Raw genomic sequence first — 16,079 nt, 5'->3', positions numbered from 1 at the left:
CATTTCCGACTCAAGGCAGGCTTACCGTATGGCGCTCGACAAAATCCGTGTGCAAGGCGCGCGCGAACACAATCTGAAAAATGTCTCCGTCGATCTGCCACGCGACAGTCTGATCGTTTTCACCGGCCTGTCGGGATCGGGCAAATCCTCCCTCGCCTTTGACACCATTTATGCCGAGGGACAGCGGCGCTATGTGGAAAGCCTGTCGGCCTATGCCCGCCAATTCCTGGAGTTAATGGCCAAGCCGGACATGGATTCCATCGAGGGCCTGTCGCCTGCGATCTCGATTGAACAGAAGACCACTTCCAAAAACCCGCGTTCCACGGTGGGTACGGTCACCGAGATCTATGACTATATGCGCCTGTTATGGGCGCGTGTGGGTGTGCCCTATTCGCCGGCGACCGGCCTGCCGATTGAAAGCCAGACCGTCAGTCAGATGGTCGACCGACTGATGGAGCTGGAAGACGGTGCACGCCTCTATCTGCTGGCGCCCGTGGTGCGCGGCCGCAAGGGGGAATACCGCAAGGAATTCGCCGAATGGCTCAAGGCGGGCTTCCAGCGGGTGAAGGTCGACGGCGAATTCTACACGATGGAAGACGCGCCCGAACTCGACAAAAAATTCAAGCACGATATCGATGTGGTCGTCGATCGCATCGTGATCCGCGAGGGCATGGAAAGCCGTCTGGCGGACAGTCTGGAAACAGCGCTAGGGCTGGCGGACGGCATCGCCATTGCGGAATTCGCCGACCGCAAGGATGAGGATGGCGCCCCGCAGCGCATTGTCTTCTCCGAGAAATTTGCGTGTCCGGTCTCCGGTTTCACGATTTCAGAGATCGAACCGCGCCTGTTCTCGTTCAACAATCCCTTCGGCGCCTGTCCGAGCTGTGATGGGCTGGGGCAATCCCTGAAATTCGACCCGGGTCTCGTTGTGCCCGAGGGGGAGAAATCACTCAATGACGGGGCCATCGCGCCCTGGAGCCGTGCGACGTCGAAACTCTATCAGCAAACCCTTCAGGCCCTGGCAGATCACTTCGGTGGCGATATGTTCGCGCCCTGGTCCTCCCTGCCCAAGAAATTCCGCGACGTCGTGCTCTATGGCACCAAGGAGAAGATCAAATTCATCTATGAAGATGGTCTGCGCAAATTCGAAACCCAGAAAGCCTTTGAGGGGGTTATCCCCAATCTGGAACGACGCTGGCGCGAAACCGACAGCAGCTGGGTGCGCGAAGATCTGGCCCGGTTCCAATCCTCCCAGCCGTGCGAAACCTGTGGTGGACGACGTCTGAAACCGGAAGCCCTGGCGGTCAAGATTGGCGGCTATGACATTTCGGACGCCAGCAAGCTGTCGATCCGCAAGGCCCGTGACTGGTTTGCCCAGATTCCTGACAGCCTCACAGTCAAGCAGAACGCGATCGCCGAACGCATTCTCAAGGAAATCCTCGAACGCCTGAAATTCCTCAATGATGTGGGCCTGGACTATCTGACACTGGATCGGGCCTCCGGCACATTGTCAGGCGGGGAAAGCCAGCGCATTCGCCTGGCCAGCCAGATCGGTTCCGGTCTGACCGGCGTGCTCTATGTGCTCGACGAGCCCTCTATCGGCCTGCACCAGCGTGACAATACCCGCCTGCTGGAGAGCCTCCAGGGATTGCGGGATCTGGGCAATACCGTGATCGTGGTGGAGCATGATGAGGAGGCCATCCTGACCGCCGATTATGTCGTGGATCTGGGTCCGGCCGCAGGCGTGCACGGCGGGGATATTGTGGCCGCCGGCACGCCCGATGAAATCAAGGCCCATCCTGACAGTCTGACCGGACAATATCTCAGCGGCTCCCGCTCAATCACCATCCCAGCCGAGCGGCGCAAGATCGACAAGAAACGCAAGGTGCGTGTCGTCGGCGCCAAGGGCAATAATCTCAAAAATGTCACGGCGGAATTCCCGCTCGGTGTGATGACCTGCGTGACGGGGGTCTCGGGCGGCGGCAAGTCCACCTTGACCATCGAGACCTTTTACAAGGCGGCCGCACGTCGTTTGTCCAAGGCCCAGACGGTTCCCGCACCGCATGACACGATCGAGGGCCTCGACAAGCTCGACAAGGTCATCGACATCGACCAGTCACCCATTGGCCGCACACCGCGCTCGAACCCGGCCACCTATACCGGCGCCTTCACGCCCATTCGGGAGTGGTTTGCCCAGCTGCCCGAAGCCAAGACCCGCGGATACAAGCCCGGTCGGTTCTCCTTCAATGTGAAGGGGGGACGGTGCGAGGCCTGCCAGGGGGATGGCGTGGTGAAGATTGAAATGCACTTTCTGCCGGACGTGTATGTGCCGTGCGATGTGTGTCATGGCGCCCGCTTCAACCGCGAAACCCTGGAGATCAAGTTCAAGGGCAAGTCCATCGCGGATGTGCTGGACATGACGGTCGAGGAAGGTGCGGACTTCTTCAAGGCCGTTCCGGCCGTGCGCGACAAGCTGGAAACCCTCAAACGGGTTGGCCTGGGTTATATCAAGGTCGGCCAACCGGCCAACCAGCTCTCGGGCGGTGAGGCCCAGCGGGTCAAACTGTCCAAGGAATTGTCAAAGCGCGCCACAGGCAAGACCCTGTACATCCTGGACGAACCCACCACGGGTCTTCATTTCGAGGATGTCCGCAAATTGCTCGAAGTGCTGCACGAACTCGTCAATACCGGCAATACGGTCGTGGTGATCGAACACAATCTCGACGTCGTCAAAACGGCGGACTGGGTGATCGATATCGGACCGGAGGGCGGAGATGGTGGCGGCGAGATTGTCGCTACTGGCACGCCGGAGACAATCGCCAAGGAAGAGCGCTCCTGGACCGGCCGCTATCTCAAGCCCATGTTGTAGCGACAGCGCCTCGCCTGCAAGCAGGTACACCACGGCCCGTCAGAACGCTGACGGGCCTTTGTGTATCTGGAGAGACTGCTTTACCCGGACGAACGACGTCTAGAAGACGTCGGCGATATCATCCTGGGCCTGGCTCGCATTCCACGCCACAGCGGCTGTCGGTCCTGCGAGCACCACCATCAGCGCCACATTGATCGGGGTCAGAACCCAGGTCAGCGCTCCAAGCGGGCGCGCCACCATCTGGGCCATGGCGGCCGGATCTTCAGCCAGGCTCGGATCGGTTGCGGCGGCCATAAGGCTGGGCAGGGAGAGCAGCGCCATGCCGAGAATAATCGCGTAGATCGCGATATGCGCCCCCAAAAGCGTCCAGCCATCCCCCTTGCTGGCCTCCCAACCGCCCATCGAAAAACGACGGCGAATGATGGACAGGGGAATGGAGACCCAAAGGCGTCCGACCAGTACGAGCATCGCCACCAAAAGCACGATGCCACCGATCACACCCAGCACCGAAGCGAGAACAACACCGCCTTGCGAGCCGGCCACCACACTCAGGACAGCCCCCAGAACGACCAGGACTAGACTGATACCCAGCATGCCGACAATGAGGGCAGCGACCAGGATCAGCACAATGGCCACCATCAATCCCAGAGTCCGCAATTCATCACCGCCCATTTGAAGCGGCCAGTAGGGGGAGGTGTCACGCCGCACCAAAAGACGGACTGCGCCGGCAACAATCAACACATGGGCCAGGCTGGAGACCAGGAAGAGCAAGGGGATTTCCAGGCCGATCTGGTCATACTGCTGGTTTTGCAGGGCGAGATTGGACTCAAAATAACCCTGATAGAAAGCCTGCCCACTCTCGCTGCCCGCCCATGCGTAAAACAGGAAATAGAGAATGGTCACGACGGCGATATAGATCCCGGCATGCATCGGCCGCCATCTCATGGCCCGAAAGCCGAACAGGAAGGCATCGGCAAATTTGACAGGCTGTTTCATCGAGATCTCCCACGCACATTGACGGGCGGATGATTAGCAGTCGGGTCCGGGCAAGTCGATGCTCTGTACGCTCGCCGCCATCACAGAACAACACGCAAAACGGGCGGCCCTGACGGACCGCCCGTTTTCAACACTCTTTGGCCCTATCCCAGGGTCGGCGACGCGCCGGCCGGGTGACTGCCGTCAAGCACAGGAGCATCTTCGGCCTCACCCAGATCACCGCCGCCCAGACGCACGACATTATAGGCGGCAACCCCCATCAATGCGGCTTCCAGAAGAATCTGTATCGCGATGGACAGAATGGTGCCCACAATCATCGGGATCAGGATGCCGGGCGACAGGAGAACACTGGATAGCATGTCCAACAGCATCTCGCCGGTCATGCCGTCGATATTCACGTCCTGCAGCTGTTCCAGCGTCGGGAGGATTGCGCCCATAACGCCGACCTGGACAAAGGTGGAGACCAGGCTGGCCGCAAAACCGCCCACCAGGCCCACGACCAGATAAGACAGCACAAGCGGCCAAAAGACACCGCGCGTGGCCGTCCAGCTCTCGAAAAAGCGGAATTTGCGATCACGAATACTCAACGCGTCTGCATTGCTCAGACGAATGGCGACAAAGAGGACCAGCGCAATCCCGCCAAGGGCGAAGACAACGCTCACAAGCACGCCCAACACTTCGGCGGCCGAGCTTCCGCTACCTGTCACAAAGGCGATCAACAGGCTGACAAACACCAGGGCAAAGGTGAATGCGATGGTACCGAACACCGCAACAAACACGGCCATCGCCGCAACACCGACAAGGCGCAATTCATCCCCGCCGAGGCGGTAGGGGATAATGGACGCGATTTCATTGCGAACAAGAAAGCGCAGCCAGGCCGCCTTGATCACCGCATAGACCATGATGGCGCCCAGAATGATCAGCGGGTACCAGAGGAGCAGTCCCATCATGTATTCAAGCATCTCAGCTTCAAACAACGTATCATCGAGCGGCTCGCCCGTATGCACATCGATGTGAACAAAGACTTCGCCGAGAAAATCCTGCACCATCAGGAAGAAAGCCGCCAATCCGGCAAAAACCACCAGAATCTGCCAGAACATCAGCCACAACGCTGCCCCTGGCTTGTCGCCAAAGCGGCTGAAGAAAAAGACCATGGCCTGGCCCATATCGAACGGTTTCACCGGCATCCCCTGCCCTCCCTGAGTGCTCGCACCGCGTACAGATTGCTGGAGATGATGACAGTTCGATGGGCGAAGTCGAGTGGGAACACCCGTTGGTCGATCCCGTGCAGCCTCAACCGTCCTGGGAGCGGTCCTGCGGTGACAGGAACAGGAACACACCCGAGAACAGAGCAGCCTGCAGCGGTAAATTGATCAGAGTAAAGAGGCCAATCCAGCGCATCCAGGCCTGTCCGCGGGCGAAACCGGCGACATCCGCTTCCACACCGCGCTGAACCGTCTCCAGGAAAGACGATCCCACAATCATCACGGCGATTTCGTAGAGACCGATCTCCACAAGCATGACCGGGATCAGGGTCAGCGCCGCGACCAATGTGATCCGCCAGGCGTTTTGATTGCTCACCGGCCAGATTTTCATGACCTGGATTCGCCCGCGGATGATGGTCGCCGGATAGGCCAGTGCAAGACGGGCAATCAGCCAGCCCATGGCCGCGATCACGATGAGGGAGACGATCACAAGGACAACAATCTCCGACGGGCCATACAAGCTCATCACAGTCGCCGCGTCATAGGGGTTGTTCTCCGGGTCGATTCCGTTGGCCTGCAGGACACCATTGGCAATGGACACCTGGACGGCGGCCCAGAATATCACCGCAAGAATAGCCACCAGAAGAACCAGAAACCCGACCAGGAGCTGGACAATAAACAAACGCCCCTCATCGGCACCCAGACGCAATGCTCCCAGCCCTCCGGCTTCGCCACGGCCATGCATGCGGAACACGGCGCCTTGAAAGGCGAGCATGGCGAGAAGACCGGAGAGGGAAATTAGGAAACCACCGACGCCGGCCAGCGCTCCGACCGGCCCGATCTGCATCCAGATCAGGGACAGAGCATAAAGCGCCGTATAGGGCAGCCCCATCATGGCCACGGCTGGCAGATTGCGGACGAGCCAGAACCAGGTGGTCCATACGGTGGGCAGAAGGGGCAAGGCGGTCGGGGTCGGTGTCATGGGTCAGTATCCGGTCAGCTGACCGTGACTTAGACCGACCGGCCCGCACAGGCAAACCGGGGCATCAGATGCCCCGGCTGCCCCCTGACCGCGGTCACCGCGCCTAGCGCAGTTTGAACGTAAAGTGATAGACTCGTCCCTCTTCGCGTACGGTCTGACCTCCTAGGCGGGCCGGTTCAAACTCCCAATCGCTGATTGCCCCTTCGACAGCTGTGTCAAAGACACCTCTCGGCACCTCCATCACAATCTCGAAATTCTCTGGTTGACCGTCTTCGCTCACATCGAACTGAGCCACGACAATACCCTCGATACCGGACGACGCGGCCATCTGGGGGTAGCGCACAGCACGTTGCTCCTGCAGAACGGCCGGAATCAGACCCGGACGCTCAGGTCGTGTCCCGGTTTCAACATCGACAAGAAGAGCATGGAGGCTCGAACTCTCCAGACGCTCGGCGACTCCGCGCATTGCGCTACCCTCGCCCACAAGTTGGGCGTAGTTCATGAGGGCCCAGGCACGTGATGCATCCTCACGGGATTGTCCCACAAAGGCGAACACGTCCCCGGCCAGATGCATGTGGTAGTTCGCATCCGCCCATTGTTCACGATAGAGGGCGGCAACCCCGCGATAATAGTGTGCCAGGCCATACACCTGATCCGGTGCCCGATTGCTGTGCTCAAAGGCGGCAATGGCCTGACTTGCAGGTTCGAGCATGCGGTTGGGTCGGCCAGCGGCAAACGCCATTCGGGTCTGCAAGTAGCGCACCTGTCCAACCAGCTCTGCATCCCCATTGGCAAGAGCGCTATCGCTTTCCAGGGCCTCGACAGCGCGCTCGAGATGCGCCTCCGCGCGTTCACCAGCCTCGTTGTCGTCAAGCTGCAGGGACACCAGGGCGGCATTGTAGAACCGCCAGACAACGTTCCGGATCATACCGTCCTGACCGGCCGCAAGATTCGCCGCCTGGACCCAGCGTGCTTCCGCTTCGGTGAAATCACCCGTTTGTGTCAGATAGAACGCATAATTTTCCAGCAGGGAGCCCATCGCGCCCGCTGCAATGCCTTCTGCCTCTGCTGCCTCGACGGCCTGGCGGGCTGCCATCAGCGCAGTTTCTGTATCACCCTGCGCATGCGCCTGGCTGAACACCCCATAGGCTTCCATCACACTGGGCGGCAATGCTGACGCTGCCGAGCCCAACATCAACGGACCCGCGACCCAAGCCACCACATGACCGAAAAACCGCATACGCATACCAGATCTCCTGAAACAACTCCTGCGGGAATGAAGTAGATGCGAACTCCGTTCACACAAGAGGGATTATTCCGGCTTCGCGCTTTTACGAAACAAGCGAGTCTGAAGGCCTGACTTGACTTGCCTGCCATGCGGATCGATATGCCGCCCATGACACACAGCGATATCAAACCCGTCCACGTGATTGGCGGCGGCATGGCAGGCTCCGAGGCGAGCTGGCAGCTGGCCCGGGCCGGCATTCCCGTCATTCTCCATGAAATGCGCGGCGTGAAGGGCACCGACGCCCACCACACCGATGGCCTGGCCGAACTGGTGTGCTCCAATTCCTTCCGCTCGGATGATCACGAAACCAACGCGGTCGGCCTGTTGCACGAAGAGATGCGACGCCTCGATTCCATTATCATGGGAGAGGGCGACAACAACCGGCTTCCGGCCGGCGGCGCCCTGGCGGTGGATCGCGACCAGTTCTCGGCAGCCGTGACACAGCGCCTGTCCGATCATCCGCTTGTCGAAATCCGGCGCGAGGAAATCCCCGCCCTCCCCCCAGAAGACTGGGACAGCGTCATCGTGGCGACCGGTCCGCTCACGTCTGACAGCCTGTCAGATGCCATTCTCCAGCTGACCGGTGAAGGCGAGCTGGCCTTCTTCGATGCCATCGCCCCGGTGGTGCATCGCGATAGTGTCAACATGGATAAGGCCTGGTTCCAGTCGCGCTATGACAAGGGCGAGACCGATGCTGATCGCAAGGCCTATCTCAACTGCCCGATGGACGAGGCGCAGTACAACGCGTTCATCGACGCCCTGCTCGATGCACCCAAGACCGAATTCAAGGAGTGGGAAGACACACCCTATTTTGATGGGTGCCTGCCCATCGAGGTGATGGCTGAACGCGGGCGTGAAACCTTGCGTCATGGACCGATGAAACCGGTCGGCCTGACCAACCCCCACGAACCGGATCGCAAACCGCACGCCATCGTCCAGCTGCGTCAGGACAATGCCCTGGGCACGCTGTTCAATCTTGTCGGCTTCCAGACCAAGATGCGGTACGGCGCCCAGACCGAGGTCTTCCGCATGATCCCCGGGCTCGACGAGGCACAGTTTGCACGCCTTGGCGGCATCCACCGCAACACTTTCCTCAACTCACCCAAACTTCTCGACGCGCAGCTGCGCCTGAAATCCCAGCCGCGCCTGCGGTTCGCCGGTCAGCTGATCGGCGTTGAAGGTTATGTGGAGAGCGCCGCCATGGGCCTGCTGGCCGGGCGTTATGCGGCAGCAGAACGCCTGGGGCATGCCTTGCCCGCACCGCCTCCCACCACAGCGCTCGGTGCCCTGATCGCGCATGTGACCGGTGGCCATATCAGTCATGGCAAGGGCAGTTTCCAACCCATGAATGTGAATTTCGGTCTCTTTCCGGAAATGCAGGCGCCCTCGCGGGATGCGGAGGGCAATCGTATTCGTGGCAAAGCGAAATCCGTGGCCAAGAAAAAGCTTATGTCGGCCCGGGCGCTCACCGATCTGGCGAGCTGGTCTGCACACAGCCCGGCCTGATCACCCAACACGGCCGGGACCGAAGTCCCGGCCTGGTCCGGTCCGGGGAAGAGCCTCAGCGCGGTCCGCGTGGCGCCTCGGCGGGCGGAGGTGCCGAAATCTGGATGTTTCCAAGACCTTCAAACGGATCGGTTTGCACACCGACGGTCTGACCGGGCATGAAGCTGAGCAATTCGGTCATTGCGGGGCGGTCCACCGGATCACCCTGAAGCGTGGCCGGCGCATATCTCCACTGCGACACTGCGTCTATTGCCGCCTCGGCGAACAAACCACCGGGGATTTCAGAAACAATCTCCACCGCATCGGTCGAGCCGTCTGCACGCACTGTAAAACGGGCCAGGACAAAACCCTGCGGCTCGTCAGTACCCGTCGTCTCCGGATAGGCTGGTGAGACACGTTCTTCGAGCACCGCATCCACAAAACCCGGACGGGACCAGATCTCTGCGCCTTCCAGCGCCGTGGTCGCGGCCGCATGCTGTTCTGCCATCTGCTGGAAGATCACATCACTGGCCAGGCGTTGATCCAGCGCCGTTTCATCGCCGGCCCAGGCAATCAGCTCGGCCAGACGGCTATAGGCCCGCGCATTCCAGACCATGGCCGGCTCAGCGCCTTCTGCGAACAGAAGGTCCGACGCGATCAAATAAGCCGTGGCGGCATCCTCATAGGCCTCAAACTGGAAAGCCGCGGCTGCGCCATGCGAATATGTGACGGCATAGCGGGCATCGAGCGGCCATCCGGCGACCTGATAGCTTTCGATCGCAGGCCCCACCTCTTCACCCAGGGCCGACATCTCGCCCGACGCACGCAACAGTCTGATGCGCAAATAGCGCATCTGCGCCATCAGATCGCGAGCCTCGTTGTCGGGAGCATCCAGGTCAGCCCCTGCCTCAAGGGCGTGGCTTGAATAGCGCAGTGCGGTCTCGGTCTGACCGAGATCGCGGACCGAGAAGGCTGCCAGCGACCAGCGCCACAATCGATCACCTGCGGGGGACTCGACGCTGTCTGCAATCTGGGCCGCCTCTGTGAGGATTTCCGCCCCGGTTTCACCGTCTCCGTTCTGCCGGGCCAGATAGCCGTAGATCTCGGCCAGAACACCGATCGTGTTCAGATCAAGCCCTTCAGCCCGGGCCGCACGATAGGCCTCTCCGGCGGCCTGTTCCGCGGCCTGTGCATCCCCCGCAGCCTGGGCCGTCTGATAGCGCGCATAGGGCTCGCTCACACTGGCCGGCAATCCCTGCCCCGATGCGGCGCCGGCGCTCATCATCCAACACGCCGCAACAAACGCGCCGGTCAATCTTGAGACCTTCAGTCTGGACATCATCTGTTTCTCTCCCCGAAACCCGGCATCTTTTGATGCTCGAGACGAGGATATCACAGATTGTGGTAGCGGTCCCATTTTTTAACCAAGTCGTTTGCGAACACCTTGAACCGCACAATCCCGGTTGCAATCTTGGATCGGCATCTGCGATGTTGCACGCACATGGAGGGAGTGTGTCTGATGCGTGCAATGAAATTGGGATTCGTCGGCCTTCTGGGCCTTGTCTTGGCCGTGGTCCAATGGAGTGCGGCATCCCTCACCGCGCAAGCCCAACAGGTACGCGTCGAGGATTTCGCAGCCTTGCCCAATTTCCACCTTCCTGCCCTCTCTCCGGATGGACGCCGGGTCGCGTTTATCAGTAACTCCCAGGGCGAACGCATTCTGTTTGTCTACGACTTCGGGACCGGCGAGCAGACAGGCGCGATTGTCACCGAGATCCGTCCCCAAAACCTCCGCTGGGCCAGCAATCGAGTCGTTTTACTCTCGGCGAGCGAGGCGACCCGGTTTGTCCGGTATACTGGCCGCTATGATTTTTCCGCCGTTTTCGCCTTTGACATCCAGAACGACATGGCATCCCGCCAACTCCTGGAGAGCAGCGCTCGGACCGGCCTGAATGTGAATATGGGGCGTATTGAGGGCATCCATGATGCGACCGGCCGGGTCCTGATTCCCGCCCGCGACACCCGGCGAAGCCTTGACCTGTTTGGTGTGGATCCGCTGTCACGAGGTGTGTCGACCATGGCGAGCGGGTCCGCATCAACCGTCGACTGGGTGATTAATGACGCGGGCGAGCCCGTTGCGCGCGTCGAGTATAATCAGGAGCGCAACCTCCAGCGCCTGCGGGTTCAAAGAGATGGGAACTGGGAGATCATTGCGGAGGATGAAGACGCCGAGCGCATGGCCTATTCCACCGTCGGGCTTCTGGCCAATGGTGATCTGGGTGTGACGACTTTGTTCTCTGGATTAAAGGAGGATATTCGGCGCGGTCTTTACTCCGTCTCGCTGGAAACGGGCGAGTTCAACGGTACGGTTTTTGAACACGACACCTATGACCTCGCCACCGCGATCCGGGACCCCTACACCAATCGTGTGGTTGGCGCGGCCTATCACTCAGACATGCTGGAGATTGAATGGATTGATCCAGAGCTGGCAGAGATCGCGGCGCAGCTCACCGAACGCCTGCCCGATGTCTACCCCTTGATCCGCGACTGGTCCGAGGACCGCCAGAAAATCCTGCTGTCCCTGGAGTATGAATTTGCACCACGGGAATACTACCTTTTTGACCGCCAGTCCGGTCAATTCATATCGATCATGTCGCAGTATCCGCAACTGGATGAGCTGGACCTGCCCACACGCATGTCTATCGAATATCCCGCGCGCGATGGCGTTCGCATCCCGGCCTATCTGACCCTGCCCGCCGGTGAGGGTCCTCATCCGACCGTCGTGCTACCGCATGGCGGGCCCGCATCCCGGGATACGGGTGGTTTCGACTATCTGGCCCATTTCCTGGCAGCGCGCGGTTACATGGTCGTCCAGCCCAATTTCCGTGGATCGGAAGGTTATGGCCGCGACTGGGAAGAGGCCGGCTACGGCGAATGGGGCACGGGGGTCATGCAACACGATGTGACCGATGCCGCCGCCGCCCTTGTCACGGCCGGTTATGCGGATACGGATCGCATCTGCATTCTCGGCGCCAGCTATGGCGGTTATGCCGCTCTCGCCGGAGCCGCCTTCACACCGGACCAGTATCAATGCGCGGCAGCCATCGCACCTGTAACAGACATCCAGGGGTTACTGCGTTTTGTTCGCGAACGGTATGGCCGACATCACTGGGTCGTTGATTATTGGGACGAGGCCATTCTCGATGACAATGATGAGGGTCGGCGTCAGAACCTGCGCAGGCTGTCACCGCGCTTCCACGCCGAGGCAATCCAGATCCCGGTCCTCCTGATCCATGGCCAGGAGGATACCGTGGTACCGATTTCCCAGAGTGAAGACATGCGCGATGCGCTGCGGCGCGCGGGCAAGCCGGTGGAGTTTATTCGCATGGACGAGGGGGATCACTGGCTCACCAGTGCCTCGACCCGCGAGACCGTTCTGGACAATGTGATCCGCTTCCTCGACACCCATATCGGCGGGGAGTAATCCCCGCCGCACACGTGCCAGTTTCTGACAAGACCTGTCCGGAGCCGTCTGGACGATTGTCCAGAAACGGGTTGGCCGGACGAATACCGTCGTCCGATCAGGCGTCTACCAGGCGAGATCTTCACCCGAGACGTGGAAGAAGCGGCCATTCATCGCCGGATTCTTGAATGCGCGGGCAATCAGGTCGAGCTGACCGGATACCGCTTCGGGGATGGTGAGCAGACCGTTCGGACCGCCCATATCGGTCTTCACCCAGCCCGGGTGCAGCAAGACGGTCACAATGCCCCGATCGGCCAGGTCGATACTGAGCGATTTGCCAACAGCGTTCAGCGCGGCTTTGGATGCACGATACCCGTATGCCCCACCGCTATCATTATCGGCGATGGAGCCCATGCGGCTGGTTTGCAGGGCGATGACTTTCATCTCGGACGCTGCAACCTTGTCCGCCAGGGCTTCGACCAGGGCCAGCGGAGCCAGTGCATTCACCCGCATTTCGTCGATGAAGGCCTCATTGGCCGCGGACCCGAATGTGCGTGTTTCGCGCGTCATCAATCCCGCATTGGCGAACAGGAGATCGATCGGATCTGTGAGGGTGTCTGCCAGTCGCGCCGGCGCAGCAAGATCCGTGGCGTCATACGCCACCACAACCAGCTCACCTTCTCCAGTGTCCAGCCCGGCCAGCTCGCTCGCACTTTGCGGATCGCGGCACGCGGCCGTCACTTTCCAGCCGCGCTGCAAAAGCTGACGGGTGTGTTCCAGACCCAGGCCGCGATTGGCACCGGTGATGAGAGCATGAAGCATGAATTCGTCCTTTAGGTCTTCAATCCCGACCGCTAGCGTCCTGTGAGCGAGGCCCAGCTCAGCCTTAGCCGGCGGCCCAGCGGATTGAGATCGCCGGCAAGCGCGTAGGGCGATGTCGGCAGGTGTTTGAGATAACGCGGGACAAGAACCACATAACCCAGAGCGGGCATGGCATCTGCCGGCAGGGGGCCAGCGTCCCTGAACGCTGAATAGGCAATCTGAGCCTCTTTGACCACGGGTTCAAGCGCTTCGGTGACTTTCTCCTCACCCAGACCCTGGGCCATCATGGCCGCACTCCCGCCCAGCTGCGCCAGCCGGTCTCCCGGCACGGGCGCACGACCGATCTGTGCTTTCATCGGGAAAGCCCGCAAGAGCCCTGTGAGCCCCCAGGCCCGACCCGCCGAACGCAACTGGTCTTCATCCAGCTCCGCGCCACACACCCTCAAGGCCAGGCGCATCAGCGCCGTGGCGCTGGCATCCACATAGGCGAGAATGTCATCGAGATCCTCGAAGGGACGGGCCGAGACATCATCCACCCGGGCGGCGACAAGGGAGAGCAGCTCGACCTTGGGCAGGTGATGAATGATCAAGGCCAAGGCTTCGGTGACATCGTGACGGCGAATACGGGCCGGGTCGAGATAGAGGTCGTCCACGGCGTCGCGCCACCAGGTCAGTTTCATTTCACCAATCAGGCTTTCCGACGTGGCCTCCGCAATACGTGCGATTTCATAGTTGAAGGCATACAGCGCATGGAGACCCGCGCGCGTGGACGGGGCGGCGAAGACCGAGGCCAAATAGCGGTCCTCGTCCTGAGCCTGCAACAATGCGGTAAAATCTTTCGACATGTTACGCCCTCACGCTGGACACACAGTGACCCCATCCCATATGCACTTGGGTACGGGAGTTCTTCCCGGCTATCTTTTCGCCTGACATCTTCGAGGTTTCCATGGCTATTACCCTGCCTGATCTGCCCTACGCGCAAGACGCTCTGGCCCCCCATATCTCCGCTCAGACGCTGGATTTCCACCACGGGAAACACCATGCGGCCTATGTGAAAAACCTCAACGGCCTGATCGACGGCTCTGACCTGGCTGATAAATCGTTGGAAGACGTCATTCTGGCGGTTGCCGGCGACGCCTCCAAGGCCGGTGTTTTCAACAATGCCGCTCAGATCTGGAACCATACCTTCTACTGGAATTCCATGGCTCCCAATGGCGGCGGCGCACCGACCGGCGCGCTGGCTGAGGCCATTGATCGGGATTTCGGCTCCTTCGACGCCTTCAAGACAGCGTTTGCCCAAGCGGGTGCCACGCAGTTCGGCTCGGGTTGGGCCTGGCTGGTTGCTGTGAACGGCAAGCTGGAAGTGCGCAAGACCGGCAATGCCGAAACCCCGCTGACGGAAGACGGCGTCACGCCCCTGCTGACCATGGATGTCTGGGAACACGCCTATTATCTGGATTTCCAGAACCGTCGTCCGGACTACATCTCCACCTTCCTTGACCATCTGGTCAACTGGGAGTTCGCGTCTGCCAATTTCGCAGCCGTCTGATCCACACGACAATCACACGTGTTTGAGCGCGACCGGGTCGTCAAACGGCCCGGTCCGCCCTAATCTCCTCCCCGGTTGTTCGATAAAGAACCATAAGGGGAGACCAATGAGCTTCAAAAGCCTGGCGCTGGCGGCCACGACCGCCCTGATCTGCGCCTCATCCTGTTTCGCACAGACCTTCACACCCGAGGCCCGCACGGCCTTTGATGCCGCGCTCGATACACGTGTCGAAGCCCAGACCCGTGCCGGCTATGTCGCGATAATCTATCGTGCAGGCGAGACGCTGATCTCAACGGCGGGCATGGGCAATATCGCCCTCAACCAGCCCATGACCGAGCACACGCCCGTGCGGATCGCATCCATGTCCAAACCCATCAATGCGGTAGCGGTCATGATGCTGGTCGAGTCCGGCGATATCGGGCTAGATGATGCCCTGTCCGACTATATCCCGGCATTCGAAGGCGTTGAGGTCGCCACCTCGCCCATGCTGGACGAGAGCGGCGAATTTGTAACGGTTGATACCACCACATCGGTCACGGTCCGCCACCTGCTGACCCATACATCCGGTATTGGCTATGTTTTTGACGGACAAACCGATCTGGGCCGGTCCATGATGCAGGCCTCGCTCTATCAAGGCGATGGCAATCTGGAAGCCAAGATCGACAGCCTTGCGGATCATCCGCTGTACTTCCAGCCTGGCCAGGCCTGGTATTACTCCTATGCCAACGATGTGCTGGGCCGGGTCGTCGAAGTCGCCTCGGGCATGGCCTATGAGGATTTCCTGCAGACGCGTATCTTTGATCCGCTGATGATGGACGACACCACCTTCTTCCCCTCCGACGCCCTCTATGCCCGTGCAGCCGAACTTTACGTGCACGGTCCCGATGGCCAGCTCTATCCGGCGTATGGCGAGGACAATCCCGAATATCGTCCGACCTGGGCGTCGGGCGGCGGTGGCCTGATCTCCACGGCCGATGATTACATTCGTTTCGGACGCATGCTGCTCAATGGCGGTGAACTGGACGGCACCCGGCTTCTGTCTGCAGAGACCGTGGCCCAGATGACCTCGCCGCAGATTACGGAGGTCCAGAAGGGCGACAGCCTGCCTGGTTTTTCCTACGGGTTTGGCGTCGGTATCGTCTTGCCGGCTGGTGAGGGTGAAACCGCGATGGGCATTCCCGGAGACTATGGCTGGGGTGGATTTTTCGACACGGATTTCTTTGTCAGCCCGGCCTCCCAGATGGTGGCGGTCATGATGACCCAGAACCTGCCCAATGAGAACACGCCCGATGGCCGCACCGCGGCGTGGTTCCGTCCGGCTGTCTACGCCACCCTGCCCCAGCAGTAGAGCACCCGCTCACGCGCGACATACTTAAAACTGCACAACAAAAAAGGCCCGCTCGGTTCGAGCGGGCCTTTT

At 60.4% G+C, this 16,079-nt stretch carries 12 protein-coding genes; 5 read left to right on the top strand and 7 right to left on the bottom strand.

The genetic code is table 11. The annotated features are described in order from the left end of the window. Window positions 1-28: 28 nt before the first annotated feature. Window positions 29-2,869, top strand: coding sequence for an excinuclease ABC subunit UvrA (gene uvrA / locus RMQ97_RS05995; RefSeq protein ID WP_413659947.1), 2,841 nt, complete (start codon window positions 29-31; stop codon window positions 2,867-2,869). 99 nt (window positions 2,870-2,968) lie between these two features. Here uvrA and RMQ97_RS05990 read toward each other — a convergent pair whose 3' ends face one another. The 4 genes from RMQ97_RS05990 to RMQ97_RS05975 form a co-directional block, all read right to left on the bottom strand. Then, window positions 2,969-3,865, bottom strand: a complete 897-nt coding sequence (locus RMQ97_RS05990; protein WP_413659946.1) for a hypothetical protein — start codon at window positions 3,863-3,865, stop codon at window positions 2,969-2,971. 143 nt (window positions 3,866-4,008) lie between these two features. Further along, window positions 4,009-5,046, bottom strand: a complete 1,038-nt coding sequence (locus RMQ97_RS05985; RefSeq protein WP_413659945.1) for a hypothetical protein — start codon at window positions 5,044-5,046, stop codon at window positions 4,009-4,011. 112 nt (window positions 5,047-5,158) lie between these two features. Next, window positions 5,159-6,052, bottom strand: a complete 894-nt coding sequence (locus tag RMQ97_RS05980; protein WP_413659944.1) for a hypothetical protein — start codon at window positions 6,050-6,052, stop codon at window positions 5,159-5,161. A gap of 103 nt (window positions 6,053-6,155) precedes the next feature. Further along, on the bottom strand, window positions 6,156-7,298 hold the full coding sequence (locus RMQ97_RS05975; protein ID WP_413659943.1) for an energy transducer TonB: 1,143 nt from the start codon (window positions 7,296-7,298) through the stop codon (window positions 6,156-6,158). Window positions 7,299-7,439: 141 nt separating this feature from the next. On the opposite strand from RMQ97_RS05975, the gene trmFO reads away from it, so the two are divergent. Next, window positions 7,440-8,846 (top strand): methylenetetrahydrofolate--tRNA-(uracil(54)-C(5))-methyltransferase (FADH(2)-oxidizing) TrmFO, encoded by a 1,407-nt coding sequence (trmFO, locus tag RMQ97_RS05970; RefSeq protein WP_413660019.1) that lies wholly within the window; start codon window positions 7,440-7,442, stop codon window positions 8,844-8,846. Between the two features lie 55 nt (window positions 8,847-8,901). Here the strand turns inward: trmFO and RMQ97_RS05965 are convergent, their stop codons facing one another. Next, window positions 8,902-10,107 (bottom strand): energy transducer TonB, encoded by a 1,206-nt coding sequence (locus RMQ97_RS05965; RefSeq protein WP_413659942.1) that lies wholly within the window; start codon window positions 10,105-10,107, stop codon window positions 8,902-8,904. A gap of 237 nt (window positions 10,108-10,344) precedes the next feature. Between RMQ97_RS05965 and RMQ97_RS05960 the strand changes: the two genes are divergently transcribed. After that, on the top strand, window positions 10,345-12,309 hold the full coding sequence (locus RMQ97_RS05960) for an alpha/beta fold hydrolase (protein WP_413659941.1): 1,965 nt from the start codon (window positions 10,345-10,347) through the stop codon (window positions 12,307-12,309). Window positions 12,310-12,414: 105 nt separating this feature from the next. Here the strand turns inward: RMQ97_RS05960 and RMQ97_RS05955 are convergent, their stop codons facing one another. Beyond that, window positions 12,415-13,110 (bottom strand): SDR family oxidoreductase, encoded by a 696-nt coding sequence (locus tag RMQ97_RS05955; protein ID WP_413659940.1) that lies wholly within the window; start codon window positions 13,108-13,110, stop codon window positions 12,415-12,417. A gap of 32 nt (window positions 13,111-13,142) precedes the next feature. Further along, a complete protein-coding gene (locus tag RMQ97_RS05950) occupies window positions 13,143-13,955 on the bottom strand; it encodes a squalene/phytoene synthase family protein (protein WP_413659939.1) in 813 nt (270 codons plus the stop codon). 101 nt (window positions 13,956-14,056) lie between these two features. Between RMQ97_RS05950 and RMQ97_RS05945 the strand changes: the two genes are divergently transcribed. Further along, a complete protein-coding gene (locus RMQ97_RS05945; RefSeq protein WP_413659938.1) occupies window positions 14,057-14,659 on the top strand; it encodes a superoxide dismutase in 603 nt (200 codons plus the stop codon). A gap of 106 nt (window positions 14,660-14,765) precedes the next feature. Next, window positions 14,766-16,007, top strand: a complete 1,242-nt coding sequence (locus RMQ97_RS05940) for a serine hydrolase domain-containing protein (protein ID WP_413659937.1) — start codon at window positions 14,766-14,768, stop codon at window positions 16,005-16,007. Window positions 16,008-16,079: the final 72 nt, after the last annotated feature.

The organism is Maricaulis sp. D1M11, assembly GCF_047308265.1.
Lineage (GTDB): Bacteria > Pseudomonadota > Alphaproteobacteria > Caulobacterales > Maricaulaceae > Maricaulis.
The sequence above is the reverse complement of the archived record's forward strand: the minus strand, read 5'-3'. Positions and strand labels throughout refer to the sequence as shown.